This is a genomic window from Citrobacter sp. Marseille-Q6884, assembly GCF_945906775.1.
GTDB lineage: Bacteria > Pseudomonadota > Gammaproteobacteria > Enterobacterales > Enterobacteriaceae > Citrobacter.
This window is the reverse complement of sequence record NZ_CAMDRE010000001.1, coordinates 1,667,630-1,687,666: the sequence shown is the minus strand read 5'-3', so window position 1 is coordinate 1,687,666 and position 20,037 is coordinate 1,667,630. Positions and strand designations below refer to the sequence as shown.

At 52.8% G+C, this 20,037-nt stretch carries 22 protein-coding genes and 1 pseudogene; 15 read left to right on the top strand and 8 right to left on the bottom strand.

What is annotated here, in order from left to right; all coding sequences use genetic code 11:
* Positions 1–11: 11 nt before the first annotated feature.
* Entirely contained in the window at positions 12–62 is a 51-nt protein-coding gene (gene ytgA / locus N7268_RS08015) for a protein YtgA (protein ID WP_211180521.1), read from the bottom strand.
* A 153-nt stretch (positions 63–215) separates the two neighbouring features.
* Here ytgA and pepA point away from each other — a divergent pair, with 153 nt between their 5' ends.
* From pepA to N7268_RS07995, 4 genes are all read left to right on the top strand, one after another.
* Positions 216–1,727 carry a leucyl aminopeptidase gene (gene pepA, locus N7268_RS08010; protein WP_198906679.1) on the top strand — a complete coding sequence of 504 codons (1,512 nt, stop codon included), beginning with the start codon at positions 216–218 and terminating at the stop codon, positions 1,725–1,727.
* Between the two features lie 99 nt (positions 1,728–1,826).
* The gene (gene holC, locus N7268_RS08005; protein WP_198906680.1) at positions 1,827–2,270 is read left to right on the top strand and encodes a DNA polymerase III subunit chi; all 444 of its coding nucleotides are present in this window, start codon (positions 1,827–1,829) and stop codon (positions 2,268–2,270) included.
* Positions 2,270–5,125 (top strand): valine--tRNA ligase, encoded by a 2,856-nt coding sequence (gene valS / locus N7268_RS08000; RefSeq protein WP_260862404.1) that lies wholly within the window; start codon positions 2,270–2,272, stop codon positions 5,123–5,125. Before holC ends, valS begins: the two co-directional genes overlap by 1 nt.
* A gap of 168 nt (positions 5,126–5,293) precedes the next feature.
* Positions 5,294–5,797 carry a GNAT family N-acetyltransferase gene (locus tag N7268_RS07995; protein WP_198906682.1) on the top strand — a complete coding sequence of 168 codons (504 nt, stop codon included), beginning with the start codon at positions 5,294–5,296 and terminating at the stop codon, positions 5,795–5,797.
* Between the two features lie 3 nt (positions 5,798–5,800).
* Here the strand turns inward: N7268_RS07995 and miaE are convergent, their stop codons facing one another.
* Both miaE and rraB read right to left on the bottom strand, forming a co-directional pair.
* Positions 5,801–6,565: a tRNA isopentenyl-2-thiomethyl-A-37 hydroxylase MiaE gene (gene miaE, locus N7268_RS07990; RefSeq protein ID WP_260862403.1), complete on the bottom strand. Its 765-nt coding sequence runs from the start codon at positions 6,563–6,565 to the stop codon at positions 5,801–5,803.
* A 51-nt stretch (positions 6,566–6,616) separates the two neighbouring features.
* Positions 6,617–7,042, bottom strand: a complete 426-nt coding sequence (rraB, locus tag N7268_RS07985) for a ribonuclease E inhibitor RraB (RefSeq protein WP_198906684.1) — start codon at positions 7,040–7,042, stop codon at positions 6,617–6,619.
* 98 nt (positions 7,043–7,140) lie between these two features.
* Between rraB and argL the strand changes: the two genes are divergently transcribed.
* Both argL and argF (N7268_RS07980) read left to right on the top strand, forming a co-directional pair.
* Entirely contained in the window at positions 7,141–7,236 is a 96-nt protein-coding gene (gene argL, locus N7268_RS25170; RefSeq protein ID WP_409929178.1) for a putative translational regulatory protein ArgL, read from the top strand.
* Positions 7,206–8,210, top strand: a complete 1,005-nt coding sequence (gene argF, locus N7268_RS07980; RefSeq protein ID WP_260862402.1) for an ornithine carbamoyltransferase — start codon at positions 7,206–7,208, stop codon at positions 8,208–8,210. Before argL ends, argF (N7268_RS07980) begins: the two co-directional genes overlap by 31 nt.
* Before the next feature lie 54 nt (positions 8,211–8,264).
* Here argF (N7268_RS07980) and N7268_RS07975 read toward each other — a convergent pair whose 3' ends face one another.
* Positions 8,265–8,717 carry a YhcH/YjgK/YiaL family protein gene (locus N7268_RS07975; protein ID WP_198906686.1) on the bottom strand — a complete coding sequence of 151 codons (453 nt, stop codon included), beginning with the start codon at positions 8,715–8,717 and terminating at the stop codon, positions 8,265–8,267.
* A gap of 674 nt (positions 8,718–9,391) precedes the next feature.
* Between N7268_RS07975 and arcA the strand changes: the two genes are divergently transcribed.
* The 5 genes from arcA to N7268_RS07950 all read left to right on the top strand — a co-directional run bounded on the left by arcA (position 9,392) and on the right by N7268_RS07950 (position 14,667).
* Positions 9,392–10,612 carry an arginine deiminase gene (arcA, locus tag N7268_RS07970; protein ID WP_260862400.1) on the top strand — a complete coding sequence of 407 codons (1,221 nt, stop codon included), beginning with the start codon at positions 9,392–9,394 and terminating at the stop codon, positions 10,610–10,612.
* Between the two features lie 10 nt (positions 10,613–10,622).
* Positions 10,623–11,549, top strand: a complete 927-nt coding sequence (gene arcC, locus N7268_RS07965) for a carbamate kinase (protein ID WP_260862398.1) — start codon at positions 10,623–10,625, stop codon at positions 11,547–11,549.
* Between the two features lie 21 nt (positions 11,550–11,570).
* Entirely contained in the window at positions 11,571–12,575 is a 1,005-nt protein-coding gene (argF, locus tag N7268_RS07960; protein WP_260862397.1) for an ornithine carbamoyltransferase, read from the top strand.
* A gap of 55 nt (positions 12,576–12,630) precedes the next feature.
* Complete coding sequence (locus N7268_RS07955) at positions 12,631–14,034, top strand: YfcC family protein (RefSeq protein ID WP_260862396.1); 1,404 nt, start codon at positions 12,631–12,633, stop codon at positions 14,032–14,034.
* A gap of 144 nt (positions 14,035–14,178) precedes the next feature.
* Positions 14,179–14,667, top strand: a complete 489-nt coding sequence (locus tag N7268_RS07950) for an arginine repressor (protein WP_198906690.1) — start codon at positions 14,179–14,181, stop codon at positions 14,665–14,667.
* Here N7268_RS07950 and N7268_RS07945 read toward each other — a convergent pair.
* The gene (locus N7268_RS07945; protein ID WP_198906691.1) at positions 14,637–14,777 is read right to left on the bottom strand and encodes a hypothetical protein; all 141 of its coding nucleotides are present in this window, start codon (positions 14,775–14,777) and stop codon (positions 14,637–14,639) included. The two genes, N7268_RS07950 and N7268_RS07945, sit on opposite strands and share 31 nt — an antisense overlap.
* Here N7268_RS07945 and pyrL point away from each other — a divergent pair.
* The 4 genes and pseudogenes from pyrL (at position 14,757) to ridA (ending at position 16,768) form a co-directional block, all read left to right on the top strand.
* Positions 14,757–14,892: pseudogene (gene pyrL, locus N7268_RS07940) on the top strand (pyr operon leader peptide). The gene N7268_RS07945 and the pseudogene pyrL sit on opposite strands and share 21 nt — an antisense overlap.
* 2 nt (positions 14,893–14,894) lie before the next feature.
* Positions 14,895–15,830 (top strand): aspartate carbamoyltransferase, encoded by a 936-nt coding sequence (gene pyrB / locus N7268_RS07935; RefSeq protein ID WP_198906692.1) that lies wholly within the window; start codon positions 14,895–14,897, stop codon positions 15,828–15,830.
* Positions 15,831–15,842: 12 nt separating this feature from the next.
* Positions 15,843–16,304 (top strand): aspartate carbamoyltransferase regulatory subunit, encoded by a 462-nt coding sequence (gene pyrI, locus N7268_RS07930; RefSeq protein WP_016151492.1) that lies wholly within the window; start codon positions 15,843–15,845, stop codon positions 16,302–16,304.
* A 77-nt stretch (positions 16,305–16,381) separates the two neighbouring features.
* Positions 16,382–16,768, top strand: coding sequence for a 2-iminobutanoate/2-iminopropanoate deaminase (gene ridA, locus N7268_RS07925; protein WP_071696512.1), 387 nt, complete (start codon positions 16,382–16,384; stop codon positions 16,766–16,768).
* A gap of 52 nt (positions 16,769–16,820) precedes the next feature.
* Here the strand turns inward: ridA and N7268_RS07920 are convergent, their stop codons facing one another.
* The 3 genes from N7268_RS07920 to N7268_RS07910 all read right to left on the bottom strand — a co-directional run bounded on the left by N7268_RS07920 (position 16,821) and on the right by N7268_RS07910 (position 19,687).
* Positions 16,821–18,107, bottom strand: coding sequence for a TRAP transporter large permease (locus N7268_RS07920; protein WP_003839607.1), 1,287 nt, complete (start codon positions 18,105–18,107; stop codon positions 16,821–16,823).
* A 30-nt stretch (positions 18,108–18,137) separates the two neighbouring features.
* A complete protein-coding gene (locus N7268_RS07915) occupies positions 18,138–18,647 on the bottom strand; it encodes a TRAP transporter small permease (RefSeq protein ID WP_260862395.1) in 510 nt (169 codons plus the stop codon).
* Positions 18,648–18,709: 62 nt separating this feature from the next.
* A complete protein-coding gene (locus tag N7268_RS07910; protein ID WP_260862393.1) occupies positions 18,710–19,687 on the bottom strand; it encodes a TRAP transporter substrate-binding protein in 978 nt (325 codons plus the stop codon).
* Positions 19,688–20,037 lie beyond the last annotated feature (350 nt).

The following is a 20,037-nucleotide window of genomic DNA, read 5'->3' as shown; positions in this document are numbered from 1 at the left end:
TGGCTTAAACGTCATTTATTCTCTTGAGTCGTCGAAATCGTCGCTAAGATTATTATACTCAACGGATTCACCTCTCAGAAATTGTTCTGACGTGCCAATACCGTAATAACGTTAAGATTAACACGAAGTCACCGCAACAGCGGGCATGAGTTACGAAAGCTTGCAATTCTATCTGTAGCCACCGCCGTTGTCTTTAAGATTCAGGAGCGTAGTGCATGGAGTTCAGTGTAAAAAGCGGTAGCCCGGAGAAACAGCGGAGTGCCTGCATCGTCGTGGGCGTCTTTGAACCCCGCCGCCTCTCTCCGATTGCAGAGCAGCTCGACAAAATCAGCGACGGGTACATCAGCGCACTGCTGCGTCGCGGCGAACTGGAAGGTAAACCGGGTCAAACCCTGTTACTGCACCATGTTCCTAACGTTCTGTCTGAGCGAATTCTCCTCATTGGTTGTGGCAAAGAGCGTGAGCTTGATGAGCGTCAGTATAAGCAGGTTATTCAGAAAACCATCAATACCCTGAATGATACTGGCTCAATGGAAGCGGTCTGCTTCCTGACCGAGCTGCACGTAAAAGGTCGCAATAACTACTGGAAAGTGCGTCAAGCTGTCGAAACAGCGCAAGAAACGCTGTACAGCTTTGATCAACTGAAGACCAACAAAAGCGAGCCGCGTCGTCCGCTGCGCAAAATGGTCTTCAACGTCCCTACCCGCCGCGAACTGACCAGCGGCGAGCGTGCGATTCAGCACGGCCTGGCGATTGCTGCCGGTATTAAAGCGGCAAAAGACCTCGGCAACATGCCGCCGAACATCTGTAATGCCGCGTACCTGGCTTCTCAGGCGCGTCAACTGGCTGACAGCTACAGCAAGAATGTGGTGACGCGCGTGATCGGCGAACAGCAGATGAAAGAGCTGGGCATGCACTCTTACCTGGCCGTAGGCCACGGTTCGCAGAACGAGTCGCTGATGTCGGTTATCGAATACAAGGGTAATCCGTCAGAAGATGCGCGCCCGATTGTGCTGGTTGGCAAAGGGTTGACCTTTGACTCCGGTGGTATCTCCATCAAGCCTGCCGAAGGCATGGATGAGATGAAATACGACATGTGCGGCGCAGCGGCAGTCTACGGCGTGATGCGCATGGTGGCTGAGCTTCAATTGCCGATCAACGTTGTCGGCGTACTGGCTGGCTGTGAAAACATGCCTGGCGGTCGCGCGTACCGTCCGGGGGATGTATTGACCACCATGTCCGGTCAGACCGTTGAAGTGCTCAATACCGATGCCGAAGGCCGCCTGGTGCTGTGCGACGTGTTAACCTACGTCGAGCGTTTTGAACCTGAAGCGGTAATTGACGTCGCCACCCTGACCGGCGCGTGTGTTATCGCTCTGGGTCATCACATCACCGGCCTGATGTCGAACCACAACCCGCTGGCACACGAGCTGATTGGCGCATCTGAACAAGCTGGCGACCGTGCATGGCGTTTACCGCTGGGCGATGAGTTCCAGGAACAGCTGGAGTCCAACTTTGCGGATATGGCGAATATCGGCGGGCGTCCTGGCGGTGCGATTACCGCAGGCTGCTTCCTGTCGCGCTTTACCCGTAAGTACAACTGGGCGCACCTGGATATCGCTGGTACCGCATGGCGTTCAGGGAAAGCCAAAGGCGCGACAGGTCGTCCGGTCGCGCTGTTGTCGCAGTTCCTGCTCAATCGTTCGGGTTTTAACGGCGAAGAGTAAGTTTGAGATTGCCCCGCAGGCCGGATAAGCCCAGCGCTATCCGGCCTGTGGCGTGCATTATGGCAACGCATTTAAATCCACCACAAGAAGCCCCATATCATGAGAAACGCAACGTTCTATATTCTGGACAATGACACCGTCGTCGATGGCCTGAGCGCCGTCGAACAACTGGTGTGTGAAATTGCCGCAGAACGTTGGCGCGCGGGCAAGCGCGTACTGATCGCCTGTGAAGATGAAAAACAGGCTATTCGGCTGGATGAAGCACTGTGGGCAAGACCCGCAGAAAGCTTTGTGCCACATAATCTGGCGGGTGAAGGCCCACGAGGCGGTGCGCCGGTCGAGATCGCCTGGCCGGAAAAACGCAACAGTAGCCCGCGCGATCTGTTGATCAGTGTGCGGGTTGGCTTTGTAGATTTTGCCACCGCTTTCACAGAAGTGATAGACTTCGTCCCTCACGAAGATTCTTTGAAACAATCAGCGCGCGAACGCTACAAAGCTTACCGCGTGGCTGGTTTTAACCTGAATACGGCAACCTGGAAATAATGGAAAAGACATACAACCCAAACGATATCGAACAGCCGCTTTACGAGCACTGGGAAAAGCAGGGCTATTTCAAACCTAACGGCGATGAAAGCAAAGAGTCCTTCTGCATCATGATCCCGCCGCCGAACGTCACCGGCAGTTTGCATATGGGTCATGCTTTCCAGCAAACCATCATGGACACCATGATCCGTTACCAGCGCATGCAGGGTAAAAATACCCTGTGGCAGGCAGGTACCGACCATGCGGGTATCGCAACCCAGATGGTGGTTGAGCGTAAGATTGCCGCTGAAGAAGGTAAAACCCGTCACGACTACGGTCGCGATGCGTTTATCGATAAAATCTGGCAGTGGAAAGCGGAATCCGGCGGCACCATTACCCGCCAGATGCGCCGTCTGGGCAACTCTGTGGACTGGGAGCGCGAGCGCTTCACCATGGACGAAGGTCTTTCCAATGCCGTGAAAGAAGTCTTCGTACGTCTGTATAAAGAAGATCTGATCTACCGTGGCAAGCGCCTGGTCAACTGGGACCCGAAACTGCGCACCGCGATTTCTGACCTGGAAGTGGAAAACCGCGAGTCTAAAGGCTCCATGTGGCACATCCGCTATCCGCTGGCTGACGGTGCAAAAACCGCAGACGGCAAAGATTACCTGGTCGTGGCGACAACGCGCCCGGAAACCGTGCTGGGCGATACCGGCGTTGCCGTGAACCCGGAAGATCCGCGTTATAAAGATCTGATCGGCAAATTCGTGATCCTGCCGCTGGTTAACCGCCGCATTCCGATTGTTGGCGACGAACACGCCGACATGGAAAAAGGCACCGGCTGCGTGAAAATCACCCCGGCGCACGACTTTAACGACTACGAAGTCGGGAAACGTCACGGCCTGCCGATGATCAACATTTTGACCTTTGACGGCGACATCCGCGAAACGGCGGAAGTGTATGACACCAAAGGTGAAGAGTCTGACGTTTATTCCAACGAGATCCCGGCTGAGTTCCAGAAACTGGAGCGTTTTGCCGCGCGTAAAGCGGTCGTTGCCGCCATTGACGCCCTGGGTCTGCTGGAAGAGATTAAACCGCACGATCTGACCGTTCCATACGGCGACCGTGGCGGCGTGGTTATCGAACCGATGCTGACCGACCAGTGGTACGTACGTGCCGACGTGCTGGCGAAACCTGCTGTTGAAGCGGTTGAAAACGGCGACATTCAGTTCGTGCCGAAGCAGTACGAAAACATGTACTTCTCCTGGATGCGCGATATTCAGGACTGGTGTATCTCTCGTCAGCTGTGGTGGGGTCACCGTATCCCGGCATGGTACGACGAAGCGGGCAACGTGTACGTAGGCCGCACCGAAGACGAAGTCCGTCAGGAAAATAACCTCGGTGCAGACGTTGCGCTTCGTCAGGACGAAGACGTTCTGGATACCTGGTTCTCTTCCGCACTGTGGACCTTCTCCACGCTCGGCTGGCCGGAAAACACCGACGCCCTGCGTCAGTTCCACCCGACCAGCGTGATGGTTTCCGGCTTCGACATCATCTTCTTCTGGATCGCCCGCATGATCATGATGACCATGCACTTCATCAAAGATGAAAACGGCAAGCCGCAGGTTCCGTTCCATACCGTCTACATGACCGGTCTGATTCGTGACGACGAAGGCCAGAAGATGTCCAAATCCAAGGGCAACGTCATTGACCCGCTGGATATGGTCGATGGTATCTCCCTGCCGGATCTGCTGGAGAAACGTACCGGCAACATGATGCAGCCGCAGCTGGCGGAGAAAATCCGTAAGCGCACCGAGAAGCAATTCCCGGACGGCATCGAGCCGCACGGTACCGACGCCCTGCGTTTCACCCTGGCGGCACTGGCTTCTACCGGTCGCGATATCAACTGGGATATGAAGCGTCTGGAAGGTTACCGTAACTTCTGTAACAAGCTGTGGAACGCCAGCCGCTTTGTGCTGATGAACACCGAAGACCAGGATTGCGGCTTCAACGGCGGCGAAATGACGCTGTCACTGGCAGACCGCTGGATTCTGGCTGAATTCAACCAGACCATCAAAGCGTACCGCGAAACGCTGGATAACTTCCGCTTCGACATCGCCGCTGGCATTCTGTATGAGTTCACCTGGAACCAGTTCTGTGACTGGTATCTGGAGCTGACCAAGCCGGTGATGAACGGGGGTTCCGAGTCTGAACTGCGTGGCACCCGTCATACGCTGGTGACCGTGCTGGAAGGTCTGCTGCGTCTTGCGCATCCGATCATTCCGTTCATTACCGAAACCATCTGGCAGCGTGTGAAAGTGATTTGCGGCATTACCGCCGATACCATCATGCTGCAGCCGTTCCCGGAATACGATGCGTCTCAGGTCGATGAAGCGGCGCTGGCCGATACCGAGTGGCTGAAGCAGGCGATCGTTGCCGTACGTAACATCCGTGCGGAAATGAACATCGCCCCGGGCAAACCGCTGGAGCTGCTGCTGCGCGGTTGCAGTAAAGACGCGGAGCGTCGTGTGAACGACAACCGTAGCTTCCTGCTGAACCTGGCGCGCCTGGAGAGCATTACCGTGCTGCCAGCCGATGACAAAGGCCCAGTTTCTGTGACCAAAATCATCGACGGCGCTGAGCTGCTGATCCCAATGGCGGGTCTCATCAACAAAGAAGATGAGCTGGCGCGTCTGGCGAAAGAAGTGGCGAAGATCGAAGGTGAAATCAGCCGCATCGAAAGCAAACTGTCTAACGAAGGCTTTGTGGCGCGCGCACCGGAAGCGGTGATTGCCAAAGAGCGTGAGAAGCTGGACGGTTATGCGGAAGCGAAAGCCAAACTGATTGAGCAGCAGGCTGTTATCGCCGCGCTGTAATCGCAGTATCCAGGCCTGATATCAGCCTGGATTCCGCTGTTATATCAATGTATTGTGCGTCTTATCTGGCGCACAATACATTCGTTCCTGAATTATCCTCTCTTGCGCTCCCCCGCCCTGCGGTGTTATTAACTGCCTATCTCCGTCATTATTTTTTCGAGTTTCGCTATGAGTGTTATATCTCCGGTTGCGGCGACGCTGCGTCTGATCACCGCTGACGATAATTCCGCTATTGCCAGCGTTATCCGCCAGGTTTCCGCCGAATTCGGCCTGACAGCCGACAAAGGTTATACCGTTGCCGATCCTAATCTGGATGAGTTGTATCAACTCTACAGCCAGCCGGGTCACGCCTATTGGGTGGTCGAGCAAGAGGGTCGTGTCGTTGGCGGGGGCGGCGTAGCACCGCTTTCCTGTAGCGAGCCGGATATTTGTGAACTGCAGAAGATGTATTTTCTCTCGTCGGTGCGCGGCCAGGGTCTGGCGAAGAAGCTGGCGTTAATGGCGCTCGATCATGCCCGTGAACAGGGCTTTAAACGCTGCTATCTGGAAACCACTGCGTTTCTGCGCGAGGCGATTGGGCTGTACGAGCACTTAGGGTTTGAGCACATCAGTGAACCGCTGGGCTGTACCGGGCACGTCGATTGCGAAGTGCGCATGCTCAAACCGCTTTAAGTTTTAAGGTGTGCCTGGCACACCGCTATGAAAACGGAACTCTTCATCCGGCGATAAGATCAGCGATGCTTCGACTTCACCAAAAAACCGTACTCTGTCGCTAATGTCGCGCCCGGAAACCTGCTGCGCCAGCGCCAGATAATCCTGATAATGGCGCGCTTCTGAGCGGAGTAGCGACAGATAAAACGCCTGTAGCTCCTCATCCAGATACGGTGCCAGCGCGGCAAAACGTTCGCAGGAACGCGCCTCAATGTAAGCGCCGCAGATCAGCTTATCGATCAGCGTCAATGGCTCGTGGGTTCGCACCTCTTTGAGCATGCCTTTGGCGTAGCGGCTGGCGGTAATTTTGATGTAAGGAATGTTGCGACTCATCATCGCTTCCCGCACCTGCCAGAAGTGATGTAATTCCTCTTTGATCAGCAACACCATACTGTCGATAAGCTTCCGCCCCCAGGGATCGTCAGTCTGGGGCATCACGCTTTTGCTGATCTGCTTATTCAGTGCGACGAAATCGGGTTCTTCCCCTTCTCTGAAGGCAAACGCCTCATAGGGTTTCAGCCAGTCCAGCAGCGCCTGCGAACCGGTTTTATCCGCGACATATTTACGCACCAGCAGCATCGCCGTTTGTGCCGCTTTCAGCTCGCACACAAGATGGTCGGTCAGTAACAGAGGAAGGTTTGCCGGATCTCGCGCTTTATCGAGCCATGCCTGAGGCGTTTTGCAGTGCAGGATATTCAGGATCGGGGAGAGTATTTGCGGGTAATCCATACGTTGTCCTTGCCCTACGGCAGCACGCGCTGCCGTAGGTCGTCAGATGACTTAGTGACGCACGCCGTCATCATCTTCGTCGACGAAATCTTCATCGTCGCCGTCTTCACCTTCTTCGCCGTTAGGGTCTTCAAAATAGGTACCCCACCCGTCGTATTCCACTTCAAATTTTTCAGCCAGGTTCATCAGCTGCTCAACCTGAGCGTCAATCAGCTCGGCATTCAGCGCACACTCGCTGAGGATGTCACAGCAAATAACCGTGTCGCCTTCTTCCACTTCCAGCTCTTCCGGCTCGGTCACTTCATAACCCAGCTTGAACGCTTCTACTGCCGCTTTTTCCAGGGTTTCAAAATCATCCGCAGAAAGGTGGTGCTCGATGGTGTACAGCGCATCAGGATCGCTGCCATCTTCGAGTAACTCTTCAATAATCAAGCGTGTTTCTTCACGCTGCTCTTCCAGGTGTTCCGGGTTTGCCATGGCTCGTTCCTCATAATGTCCTGCCGATACTCTTATTGTCACATACCGCCGACATTGCCTCCACCTTTCCAGGAAAGATTTGTTAAACAAGGTTGCAAATGAATAAACATCCATATAAATTGAATTTTAATTCAATAAATGGCCTAAGCCATGTGAGGGAAACATGTCTGCGTTTTATCAGAAACACTTTTTGAAACTGCTTGATTTCACCCCCGCTGAACTCACGTCACTGCTGCAACTCGCGGCACAGCTCAAAGCGGATAAGAAAAGCGGCACAGAAGTCGCCAAACTGACCGGCAAAAACATTGCGCTCATCTTCGAAAAAGACTCAACCCGCACCCGTTGCTCTTTCGAAGTTGCCGCATACGATCAGGGCGCGCGCGTGACCTATCTCGGGCCAAGCGGCAGCCAGATTGGTCATAAAGAGTCGATTAAAGATACTGCCCGCGTGCTCGGCCGCATGTACGACGGTATTCAGTACCGGGGGCACGGCCAGGAGGTGGTCGAAACGCTGGCTGAATATGCCGGGGTTCCGGTATGGAACGGGTTAACTAATGAGTTTCACCCGACCCAGTTGCTGGCCGATCTGTTAACCATGCAGGAACACCTGCCGGGAAAAGCCTTTAACGAGATGACGCTGGTGTATACTGGCGATGCGCGTAATAACATGGGCAATTCGATGCTGGAAGCCGCCGCCTTAACCGGGCTGGATCTGCGTCTGGTCGCGCCTCAGGCCTGCTGGCCGGAAGAGAGTCTGGTTGCAGAATGCAAAGCGCTGGCGCAGAAAAACGGCGGGAATATCACGCTGACGGAAGATGTTGCCAGCGGCGTAAAAGGCGCGGATTTCATCTATACCGACGTTTGGGTCTCAATGGGAGAGGCGAAAGAGAAGTGGGCCGAGCGTATTGCTCTGCTGCGCAAGTACCAGGTTAACAGCGCGATGATGGCGCTGACCGGTAACCCGCAGGTGAAATTCCTGCACTGCCTGCCTGCGTTCCATGATGACCAGACCACGCTCGGTAAAAAAATGGCGGACGAATATGGTCTGCACGGCGGCATGGAAGTGACCGATGAGGTTTTTGAGTCCCCCGCCAGCGTGGTATTTGATCAGGCAGAAAACCGCATGCATACCATCAAAGCGGTAATGGTCGCGACGCTCACGAAATAACGGCGTTGAAGAATGAGCATGCCGGATAGCCATGATCCGGCATCATCTGATCGCTTAGGCCACCAGCATTTTGATTACCGCTTTACGTACCTGAGCTGGCGCACCCACCGCGCACAGCGGTTTATGCACTTCTCCCGGATAGAACACCACAAAGTCGCCTTCATTCAACACGACCGTTTTCTCCTCTGCCCCTTCCGGTAAGAAGGCAATATCCTTCTCCTCCAGCCAGTCAGTCTCCGGCGTCCCCGCAGGCAGCGTGCTGAACGTCATCCCTTCCTGACCTTTTAGCAGGATTTGAATATCCAGATAGCGGGCGTGGTACTCGGCGCGGCGCTCTGCAGACGGCTCGGTCATATCTTCTGCAATCAGGTAAAACAGGCGGTTGCCATCGATGTCATGCTTACCTTTTTCCGTAGCATCGGTGACGTGCGCCTTAATGTGCTCAATCGCCTGACGCAGCTCTTCCGGCAGCCATGCTTCCAGGTGGTGAATATTGCCAACAATCATCTTAAACCCCTTAATTAAAACATTGTTTCATTTTGGTTGTTATACGAAAAAACCGTCTGCCATACAACTGCTGGTTGCTGATATTTTGTCTCAACGCATGTTTATCGCTGATGATGTTGGGCAGTTGTTAATACCCGATAATGTATTATGCATAAAAGATGCATAACGCCTGCTCTGCGTATTTTGGACGCCTCAGTAACCTACTGTTCTGCAATGTTTTATTAGAAAAACCAGTCGTGGCTCACGTTTCGCATCTACTGGCTCCCCCCTGTCTATCGTCATAGTTATTTGAAAATAAAGATGAGCGCAAAAATAATAAAATTAAAAATCCGCATAAGCATTCATCAATAAAAATAAAACCATTACAAATCAATTAATTATTAATTCATTAATAATAAAACATGCGCACAAAAAATTAACACCCACAAATAACAAGACATATTCCTGCCTGACAATTCAATTTACCTTCCTGTTATTTTTTTATTTCTCAGAACCCCATCATATATTACGCAAGAAAAATTAATCTTCACACCGACTGTGAAAGCAATCACATTTCTCTACCAGGGAAAATCTAAATATAACGTCGAAATCAGCTGAAAAATCATGACTGCAAATAAATCACTATTTGCGGGCACCTCCTCTTTATTTTTTACAATCGTGTTAAAGGAATAATGATGGAAAAGCATTATGTCGGTTCTGAAATTGGTCAATTACGTAGCGTGATGCTACATCGTCCTAATCTCAGCTTAAAAAGGCTGACGCCATCGAACTGTCAGGAGTTGCTGTTCGATGATGTCTTGTCGGTGGAACGCGCAGGTGAAGAACATGACATTTTCGCCAACACGTTGCGTCAGCAGGGCATTGAAGTGCTGTTACTGACTGATTTATTAACAGAAACTCTGGATGTCGCCGATGCCAAAAGCTGGCTGCTGGACACGCAGATTTCTGACTATCGCCTTGGGCCGACTTTCGCTACGGATATTCGCGCCTGGCTTGCCGATATGTCGCATCGGGAACTCGCCCGGCATTTAAGCGGCGGTCTGACCTACGGAGAAATCCCCGCCTCCATCAAAAATATGGTGGTCGATACCCACGATATTAATGACTTTATAATGAAGCCATTGCCAAACCATTTATTTACCCGTGACACCTCATGCTGGATATATAACGGAGTGTCAATCAACCCGATGGCTAAAACGGCACGTCAGCGCGAGACCAATAATCTCCGGGCCATTTATCGCTGGCACCCACAATTTACCGACGGTGATTTTATTAAATACTTCGGTGATGAAAATATTAATTATGACCACGCCACATTAGAAGGTGGCGATGTATTGGTCATTGGCCGCGGCGCAGTACTCATCGGCATGTCTGAGCGCACTACCCCACAGGGAATTGAGTTCCTTGCCCAATCGCTCTTTACGCATCGCCAGGCGGAACGCGTTATCGCCGTAGAACTGCCAAAACATCGTTCCTGTATGCATCTCGATACTGTCATGACCCACATCGATATCGATACCTTCTCCGTCTACCCGGAAGTGGTTCGCCCTGACGTCCAGTGCTGGACGCTGACGCCGGACGGGCGCGGTGGCCTGAAACGGACGCAGGAAAACACCCTGGTACACGCCCTCGAAAAAGCATTAGGGCTCGATCAGATCCGCTTAATCACCACCGGTGGCGACGCGTTTGAAGCCGAACGCGAGCAGTGGAATGACGCGAACAACGTCCTCACGCTGCGCCCCGGCGTGGTGGTGGGCTACGAGCGCAATATCTGGACCAACGAAAAATACGACAAAGCCGGCATCACCGTTTTACCTATCCCTGGCGACGAACTGGGACGTGGGCGCGGCGGCGCACGCTGCATGAGCTGCCCGCTGGAACGCGACGGCATTTAAAGGAGACGTTATGGAAAACAAACCGACCCTGGTTGTCGCCCTCGGCGGCAACGCCCTGCTCAAACGCGGCGAGCCGCTGGAAGCAGATATCCAGCGAAAAAACATTGAACTGGCGGCCCACACTATCGCCCGGCTCACCCAGCAGTGGCGTGTGATCCTGGTGCACGGCAACGGTCCACAGGTTGGGCTGCTGGCGTTACAAAACAGCGCTTATGCCAGCGTTACCCCTTATCCGCTCGACATTCTCGGTGCGGAGAGTCAGGGCATGATCGGCTACATGCTACAGCAGGCGCTGAAAAATCAACTTCCGCAGCGCGAAATCAGCGTCCTGCTGACGCAGGTTGAAGTCGATGCCAACGATCCAGCATTTCGCAACCCAACCAAATATATCGGGCCGATTTACGACGCTGCGCAGGCCAAAACCCTACACGCAGAAAAGGGCTGGATCTTCAAAGCCGATGGCAATGCCTTCCGCCGTGTAGTGCCCTCGCCCCAGCCCAAACGCATCGTTGAAAGCGACGCGATCCGCACGCTGATCGCCCGCGATCATCTGGTTATCTGCAACGGCGGTGGCGGCGTGCCGGTAGTGGAAAGAGCCGATGGCTACCACGGCATTGAAGCGGTGATCGACAAAGATCTCTCCGCCGCCCTGCTCGCCAGCCAACTCCACGCGGATGCGTTACTGATCCTGACCGACGCCGATGCCGTCTATCTCGACTGGGGCAAACCCACGCAGCGTCCGCTGGCCCAGGTCACGCCAGCATTACTCAGTGAAATGCACTTCGACGCCGGTTCAATGGGGCCGAAGGTCACCGCCTGCGCTGAATTTGTCAGCCGCTGCCACGGCATTGCCGGGATCGGTTCGCTGGCCGATGGGCCGGACATTCTCAGCGGCGACAAAGGCACGCTGATTCGCCAGGAAGCCGTCAACGCATAACGCAATATCAAGGACATTCTCATGACTATTAACCTGAAAAATCGCAATTTTCTTAAACTGCTCGACTACACCCCTGCAGAAATCCAGTACCTCATCGATCTGGCGATTGAGTTGAAAGCAGCGAAAAAAGCCGGGCGTGAAAAACAGACGCTGGTCGGTAAAAACATCGCGCTGATCTTCGAAAAAACCTCGACCCGCACCCGCTGCGCCTTTGAAGTGGGCGCGTTCGACCAGGGCGCACAGGTGACCTATCTTGGCCCAAGCGGCTCACAGATTGGTCACAAAGAGTCGATGAAAGATACCGCCCGCGTCTTAGGCCGCATGTACGACGGGATCGAATACCGTGGCTACGGGCAGGACATAGTGGAAGAGCTGGGTGAGTTCGCGGGCGTCCCGGTGTGGAACGGGCTGACAAATGAATTTCACCCCACCCAGATCCTCGCCGATCTGATGACCATGCTGGAACACGCGCCGGGGAAAACCTTGCCGGAACTGAGCTTTGCCTACCTGGGAGATGCCCGCAACAACATGGGCAATTCGCTGATGGTCGGCGCCGCGAAAATGGGGATGGATATCCGTCTGGTTGCCCCCAAAGCGTTCTGGCCGGACGAAGCGCTGGTTGCTGAATGCCGTGAAATCGCCAGCGTAACCGGTGCGCGCATTACGCTCACCGACGATGTTGAAGAGGGCGTCTACGACGTGGATTTCCTCTACACCGACGTCTGGGTTTCCATGGGCGAGCCGAAAGAGGCCTGGGCAGAGCGCGTTAGCCTGATGACGCCCTACCAGATCAATCAGCAGGTGATCCAGGCTAGCGGCAATCCCGACGTGAAATTCATGCACTGTCTGCCGGCCTTCCATAACGAACACACTAAAGTGGGACGTGAAATCGAAGCGGCCTATGGCCTGAAAGGGCTTGAAGTCACGGAAGAGGTTTTTGAGTCCACGCACTCCATCGTCTTCGACGAAGCAGAGAACCGGATGCATACCATCAAAGCGGTCATGGTAGCGACACTCGGCGACTAACCCTTGCGGGCATATGTCGCCAGCCGGCGTATGCCCGAGCTATCCGGAGAACATCATGGGTAAATTCAAGTTTCCCACCGCGTACACCATTCTGTTTATTCTCATTGCACTCGTTGCCGCCATGACCTGGATAGTCCCGGCCGGGAAATACCAGATGGCGATGAATGCCACACTGGGTAAAGAAGTGCCGGTGGCAGGCACATATGCCCCGACAGAGGCGCATCCGCAAGGTTTAACCGCGGTGCTGCTGGCTCCCATTGACGGGCTTTATAACCATGAAACCTATACCGCAGGCGCCATTGATGTCGCGTTGTTTGTTCTGATCATCGGCGGCTTTCTGGGCGTGGTGAACAAGACGGGAGCTATCGACGCCGGAATCGAACGCGTGACGGTCAGGCTGAACGGTAAAGAGGAGTGGATGATCCCGATCCTGATGGGGCTGTTTGCCGCCGGAGGGACGATTTACGGGATGGCGGAAGAGTCACTCCCCTTCTATACGCTGCTCGTCCCGGTGATGATGGCGGCGCGTTTCGATCCTTTGGTGGCGGCTGCGACGGTGTTGCTCGGCGCGGGCATTGGCACACTCGGCTCCACCATTAACCCTTTCGCGACGGTGATCGCCGCTAACGCAGCCGGGATCCCCTTCACCCAGGGAATGCTGATGCGTATTCTGCTGCTGCTTATCGGCTATGTTATCTGCGTCGTATGGGTGATGCGCTATGCACGAACCGTTCGCAGCCACCCGGAGCGGTCTGTCGTGGCGGACAAGCTGGAAGAAAACCGCGCTCATTTCCTCGGTAACCGTGCCGATACCCGTCTTGAATTTACGAAAACGCGAAAAACGATTCTGGCTATTTTCGCCGCCGCCTTTGCGGTGATGATTTACGGGGTCGCGGTACTCGGATGGTGGATGGCGGAGATCTCCGGTGTCTTTCTGGCCGCCGCAATTATCGTCGGCGTTATCGCCCGCATGAGCGAAGAAGCCTTTACCAGCACGTTCATTGATGGCGCGCGGGATCTGCTGGGCGTCGCGCTGATTATCGGTATTGCCCGCGGCATCGTGGTGGTGATGGATAACGGCATGATCACCCACACGATTTTGCATAGCGCCGAGAATTTAGTCTCTGGCCTTTCGACCACCCTTTTCATCAATGTCACCTACTGGCTGGAAGTGCTGCTCTCTTTCCTGGTGCCGTCTTCCTCCGGGCTTGCGGTACTCACCATGCCCATTATGGCGCCGCTGGCAGACTTCGCCCATGTCCCCAGGGATCTGGTCGTCACCGCATACCAGTCAGCATCCGGCATTGTGAATCTGATTACCCCCACCTCTGCGGTGGTGATGGGCGGGCTGGCCATCGCGCGCGTCCCTTACGTGCGCTATCTGAAATGGGTGGCGCCACTGCTGCTTATTCTCACGCTACTGAACATGGTCGTGCTGAGTATCGGAGCCATGCTGTAACCCTTTTGGCCGTCGGATAGCGACGGCTTTTTTGATCGTTCTCTCGTTTTTCTACCCAACCGCCCGTTTGATCCGTTGTCGAGGCGGGAAATGTGGTGAATTTCGCCATCTTATTGATATAAATAATAAATATAAGGTGTTTTTATGAAGGAATACGATGATTATTCTGCCAAAGAGCAGCTGCTGCTGACGATTTGTCAGCGCCTGATCACAGAGAGAAGCTATCTGTCACAGGAAGCCATTCGCAGTGAACTGCAAAACCAGGGGTTTGCCAGCATCAGCCAGTCAACGGTTTCACGTCTGCTGAAATTGCTTGGAGCGATAAAAATAAGAAATACGAAAGGGCAAAAAATTTATTCTGTGAATCCCCAATTACGCCCTGCTCCCGATGCCGCCCGATCGATTGCTGAAATGGTGGTCAGCATTGAACACAATAGCGAATTTATCCTTATCCACACCGCGGCGGGATACGGTCGCGCCGTTGCCAGAATCCTCGATTATCACGCTTTGCCGGAAATCCTGGGCGTGATTGCGGGTAGCAGTATTGTCTGGGTCGCACCACGAGTGGTACAGCGAACCGCGCTGGTTCACAAGCAGCTTAATTATTTACTCAAGATGAATTTAAATTCATAAGAACCGTTTGCGATGAATAATTTGTGCATTATTCTCTTGATCCCATAACGAAGCTGAGTATAATCGCGGACAATTTGCCGGGAGGATGTATGGTTCAGTGTGTACGACATTTTGTCTTACCGCGTCTGAAAAAAGACGCTGGCCTGCCGTTTTTCTTCCCGTTGATCACCTATTCCAAGCCCCTCAATTGAGGGGCTTTTTTTTTGCCCAGGCGTCAGGAGATAAACATGGCTAATCCGCTCTATCAAAAACACATCATTTCCATAAACGACCTCAGCCGCGATGACCTTAATCTGGTCCTTGCGACGGCGGCGAAACTAAAAGCCAACCCGCAGCCAGAACTGTTAAAGCATAAGGTGATCGCCAGCTGTTTCTTTGAGGCGTCAACCCGCACCCGTTTATCCTTTGAAACGTCAATGCACCGTCTGGGCGCCAGCGTGGTGGGGTTCTCTGACAGCAGCAATACTTCCCTGGGCAAAAAAGGTGAAACGCTGGCTGACACCATTTCCGTCATCAGCACCTACGTTGATGCCATTGTGATGCGTCACCCGCAGGAAGGCGCTGCGCGTCTGGCGACGGAATTCTCCGGTAATGTGCCGGTACTGAACGCGGGCGATGGCTCCAACCAGCATCCGACGCAAACGCTGCTGGATCTGTTTACCATCCAGGAAACTCAGGGTCGTCTGGATAATCTGAAAATCGCGATGGTCGGTGATCTGAAATATGGCCGTACCGTTCACTCTCTGACACAGGCGCTGGCGAAATTTGAAGGTAACCGCTTCTACTTCATCGCCCCGGACGCACTGGCAATGCCGCAGTACATTCTGGATATGCTGAATGAAAAAGGTATCGCCTGGAGCCTGCACGGCACCATTGAAGAGGTGATGGCGGAAGTGGACATTCTGTATATGACCCGCGTACAAAAAGAGCGCCTGGATCCGTCCGAATACGCCAACGTGAAGGCTCAGTTTGTGCTGCGCGCCAGCGACCTGAACGGCGCGAAAGAGAATATGAAGGTTCTGCACCCGCTGCCGCGTATCGATGAGATCACCACCGACGTCGATAAGACGCCGCACGCCTGGTATTTCCAGCAAGCCGGCAACGGTATTTTCGCTCGTCAGGCGTTACTGGCACTGGTACTGAATAGCGAACTGGCACTGTAAGGGGAAATGACGATGACACACGATAACAAACTGCAAGTAGAAGCCATCAAACGCGGCACTGTGATTGACCATATCCCGGCACAGGTAGGCTTTAAGCTGCTGACACTGTTCAAACTGACCGAAACCGATCAGCGTATTACTATCGGCCTGAACCTGCCGTCTGGCGAAATGGGTCGCAAAGACCTGATTAAAATTGAAAATACCTTCCTGACCGATGAGCAGGTAAACCAGCTTTCTCTGTACGCCCCGCAGGCAACGGTAAATCGCATTGACGACTATGACGTCGTGGGTAAATCGCGTCCCAGCCTGCCAGAGCGCATCGACAACGTACTGGTCTGCCCGAACAGCAACTGCATCAGCCATGCTGAACCAGTTTCCTCCAGTTTTTCAGTGAAAAAACGCGCGGATGACATCGCACTCAAATGCAAATACTGTGAAAAAGAGTTTTCGCATTATGTGGTGCTAGCCAACTAATTGGGGTTGGTTATGAGATCCCAGCTCCCTATAATGAGTGGGAACATTCTATATACCGCTGTAATTCAGGAGAAATCATGAGCAAGACTATCGCGACGGAAAATGCACCAGCAGCAATCGGCCCATACGTTCAGGGTGTTGACCTGGGTAGCATGATCATCACTTCCGGTCAGATTCCGGTCGATCCAAAAACCGGTGCCGTATCGGAAGACGTGTCCGCTCAGGCGCGTCAGTCGCTGGAAAACGTGAAAGCTATCGTAGAAGCAGCAGGCCTGAAAGTGGGCGACATCGTAAAAACAACCGTCTTCGTTAAAGACCTGAACGATTTTGCTACCGTTAACGCCACCTACGAAGCGTTCTTCACCGAGCACAACGCAACCTTCCCGGCACGCTCTTGTGTGGAAGTTGCCCGTCTGCCGAAAGACGTAAAAATCGAGATTGAAGCGATCGCCGTTCGTCGCTAAGCAATAAAAAAATCCGGGCGCGAAAGCCCGGATTTTTGTCACGGTAAGACCATCACATCACGCCAAACAGTTTCGGCAGGAACAACGAAATCGCCGGAATGTACGTCACGAGCATCAACACCAGGAACAGCACCAGGTAGAACGGCAACATCGCCTTCACCACCTGCTCAATTTTCTGCTTACTCACCGCACTGGCGACAAACAGCACCGAGCCGACCGGCGGCGTAATCAGGCCAATCCCTAAGTTCACCAGCATGATCATGCCAAAGTGTACCGGGTCAATGCCCAGCGCGTTGGTTACCGGCAGCAGAACCGGCGTCAGGATCAGGATCAGCGGCGCCATGTCCATCAACGTCCCGATCAGCAGCAGCATGATGTTAATGCACATCAGGATGACGTATTTGTTATCCGAGATGCTGGTGAACGCTTCGGTGATACGCATCGGCAACTGCATGTAGGTCATCACGGCGCCAAAGGCAGCCGCAAAACCAATCAGAATCATGACGATAGTGACCGTTTTCACCGTACGGAACATCAGCTTCGGCAGTTCAGACCACTTATAGTCACGATAGATAAACATGGTGACAAAGAAGGCCCACAGACAGGCAATCGCCGCAGATTCGGTCGCGGTGAAGATACCTGACAGGATCCCCCCCATGATGATGACGACCGTCATCAATCCCCATAGCGTATCGACAAAAATCTTCAACGCCTGGCGAAACGGTACACGCTCCCCTTTTGGATAACCGCGTTTGTGCGCAAAGGCCACGCACATCACCATCAGACTGAAGCTTAATAACAGACCCGGCAGGATCCCGGCGATAAACAGTGCGGCAATCGAAACCGTACCGCCCGTTGCTAGCGAGTAAATGACCGAGTTATGGCTGGGTGGCGTGAGAATCGCCTGCACCGAGCCGCTGGCGGTCACTGCGGCCGCAAAGTCGCGCGGGTACCCTTTTTTGTCCATCTCCGGGATCATCACAGAACCGATAGAAGCTGTGTCTGCCACAGACGATCCAGAAATCGCGCCAAAAAAGGTGGAAGCGACAATGTTAACCAGCGACAACCCGCCGCGAATAAAGCCCACGAAAATATAGGCGAAATTCACCAACCGACGCGCAATTCCCCCTTCGGCCATAATTGCCCCGGCCAGAATAAAGAACGGGATCGCCAATAGCGAAAATTTGTTCACACCGCTGGTCAGTTGGATCATCACCGCTTCCAGCGGGATATCAATATACCAGGCACCAATAATGGCGCTAATGCCTACCGCGTACGCTACCGGTACCCCAATCGCCAGCATAATGCCAAGCGTAAAGACGAGAATAAATGCATCCATTTGCTTTCCTTTATGAAATGGGGGCGGTAACTAGCTGGTCGATCCCAGCATGACAACAGGACGTTGGTACTGCGGACCACGGCAGATCTTCTCAAGAATAAAAAGCAGCGTGATGGCAGAACCAATGGGCAACGGAATATAGTTTTGTCCGGCGCTGAGCAGCGGGAATTCCGCAATAGGTTGTTCCCACAGTTCAAGACACAGCGTCGTGCCGTACCAGAGAATAAACACGCTTATCGCCGTAAGCATGAGGTCTGCGACAATCGAGCAATAACGTCGGGCAGACTCACCCAGACGGTCTGTCACCATACTCACCGCAATATGCGAGCCCGCACGATAGCTGACCGCTGCGCCGATAAAGGTGAATGTCACCATACAAAGAATGGCGACGGGTTCAGGCCATGACAACGCATTATTCAGAACATAACGCGCAAATATCCCGACAGGAATAATGGCGACCATTATCAATAATGCCACACCGGCAATCCACATTGAGACCCGGTAAAGAAAATCCATCACCGATGAATAACATTCACCCATCATTATCACCTCGAATTAATCAAAAGACTCAGGCAGATGGTGAATACCATCCGCCCGATAAATTACTTCACATCCTGAATACGTTTGATCAAATCCTGGTGGTCTTTACCGTAATTATCCCTTACTGACTGCGTGGCTTTATAGAAATAATCGGTATCAATATCGTGGAATTGAACGCCATTTGCTTTCATGGTTTCCAGGGATTTCGCATTATAGGCTTCCCATAGCTTACGCTGTTCTACCTGAGCTTCTTTGGCGAGTTTAATGATGAGATCCTGATCTTCTTTTTTCAATTTATCCCATTTTGCTTTGGAGAAAAGAAACAGCTCAGGAATAATAAAATGCTTGCTCCAGGTATAGTTTTTAACGACCGGCAAATAGTTATGTGCGACGAAGGTTGGCGGGTTATTTTCCGTGCCATCAATGACGCCGGTTTGCATTCCGCTAAACACTTCGCTGACCCCCATGACAATGGAGTTGGCGCCCATTGCTTTTAAGGTATCCAGCGCAATCGGGCTCGCCTGCACGCGGATTTTCATGCCGTGTAAATCTTCCGGTTTCACCACCGGATTCTTGGTAATCAGGTTACGCGTTCCGGCATCCATCCAGCCAAGAAACACCAGTCGTGATTTGCTGTTCGCAGTCAGACGATCGCCAATCTCCTGGCCAATCATTCCGTCTAACACCTGGTGCATATGGTTTTCATCACGGAAAATATACGGCAGAGTAAACACGTTAATTTCCGGGAGGATGGCGGCAACCGGCGTCATCGAGACGCGGATAATATCAATTGCGCCTAATTGCGCTTGCTCAATCATCTGTTTTTCATCGCCCAGCACGCCACCCGGGAATGTTTTAATCTCCAGACGACCATTCGTCGCAGCGCTCAGCTTTTCCCCCATGTGCTTCACTGCAACAACGTTCGGGTAATCAGCCGGATGCACATCTGCGGCGCGAAAGGTTTGTGCCAATGTGGAATGACTGGCCAGTAATACGCAGGTACCAATACACAGACTTAACAGGTTTTTTGTCAGTTTCATTTGTCCTTCTCCAGAAGTTCATAATATCCATTAACAGGAATAGCTTGCAGAGCAAATGACTGCCGGAAATAAAAATGGGCAGCGAGAAACTTACTTAACGACGTTACCTGCGCAGACTAACTGGTGTAACAAATTATTTCGATGACTGCGTTCACAAAAAAACGTCAATGCTTATAATTTTTAGCACACTGTTTCATTTTTGCAACGCAGATCGTTTTCCTGATAAAAAATCAAAGTAACGGAGGGAGTTTGTTAATGATTGGGCCTGTTAGCATTTCAATAAAAATAAAACACAAACAGTATTTGGAAATATCTTCGAATGAAAAAGAAAATTGCCGGATAGCCGCGTT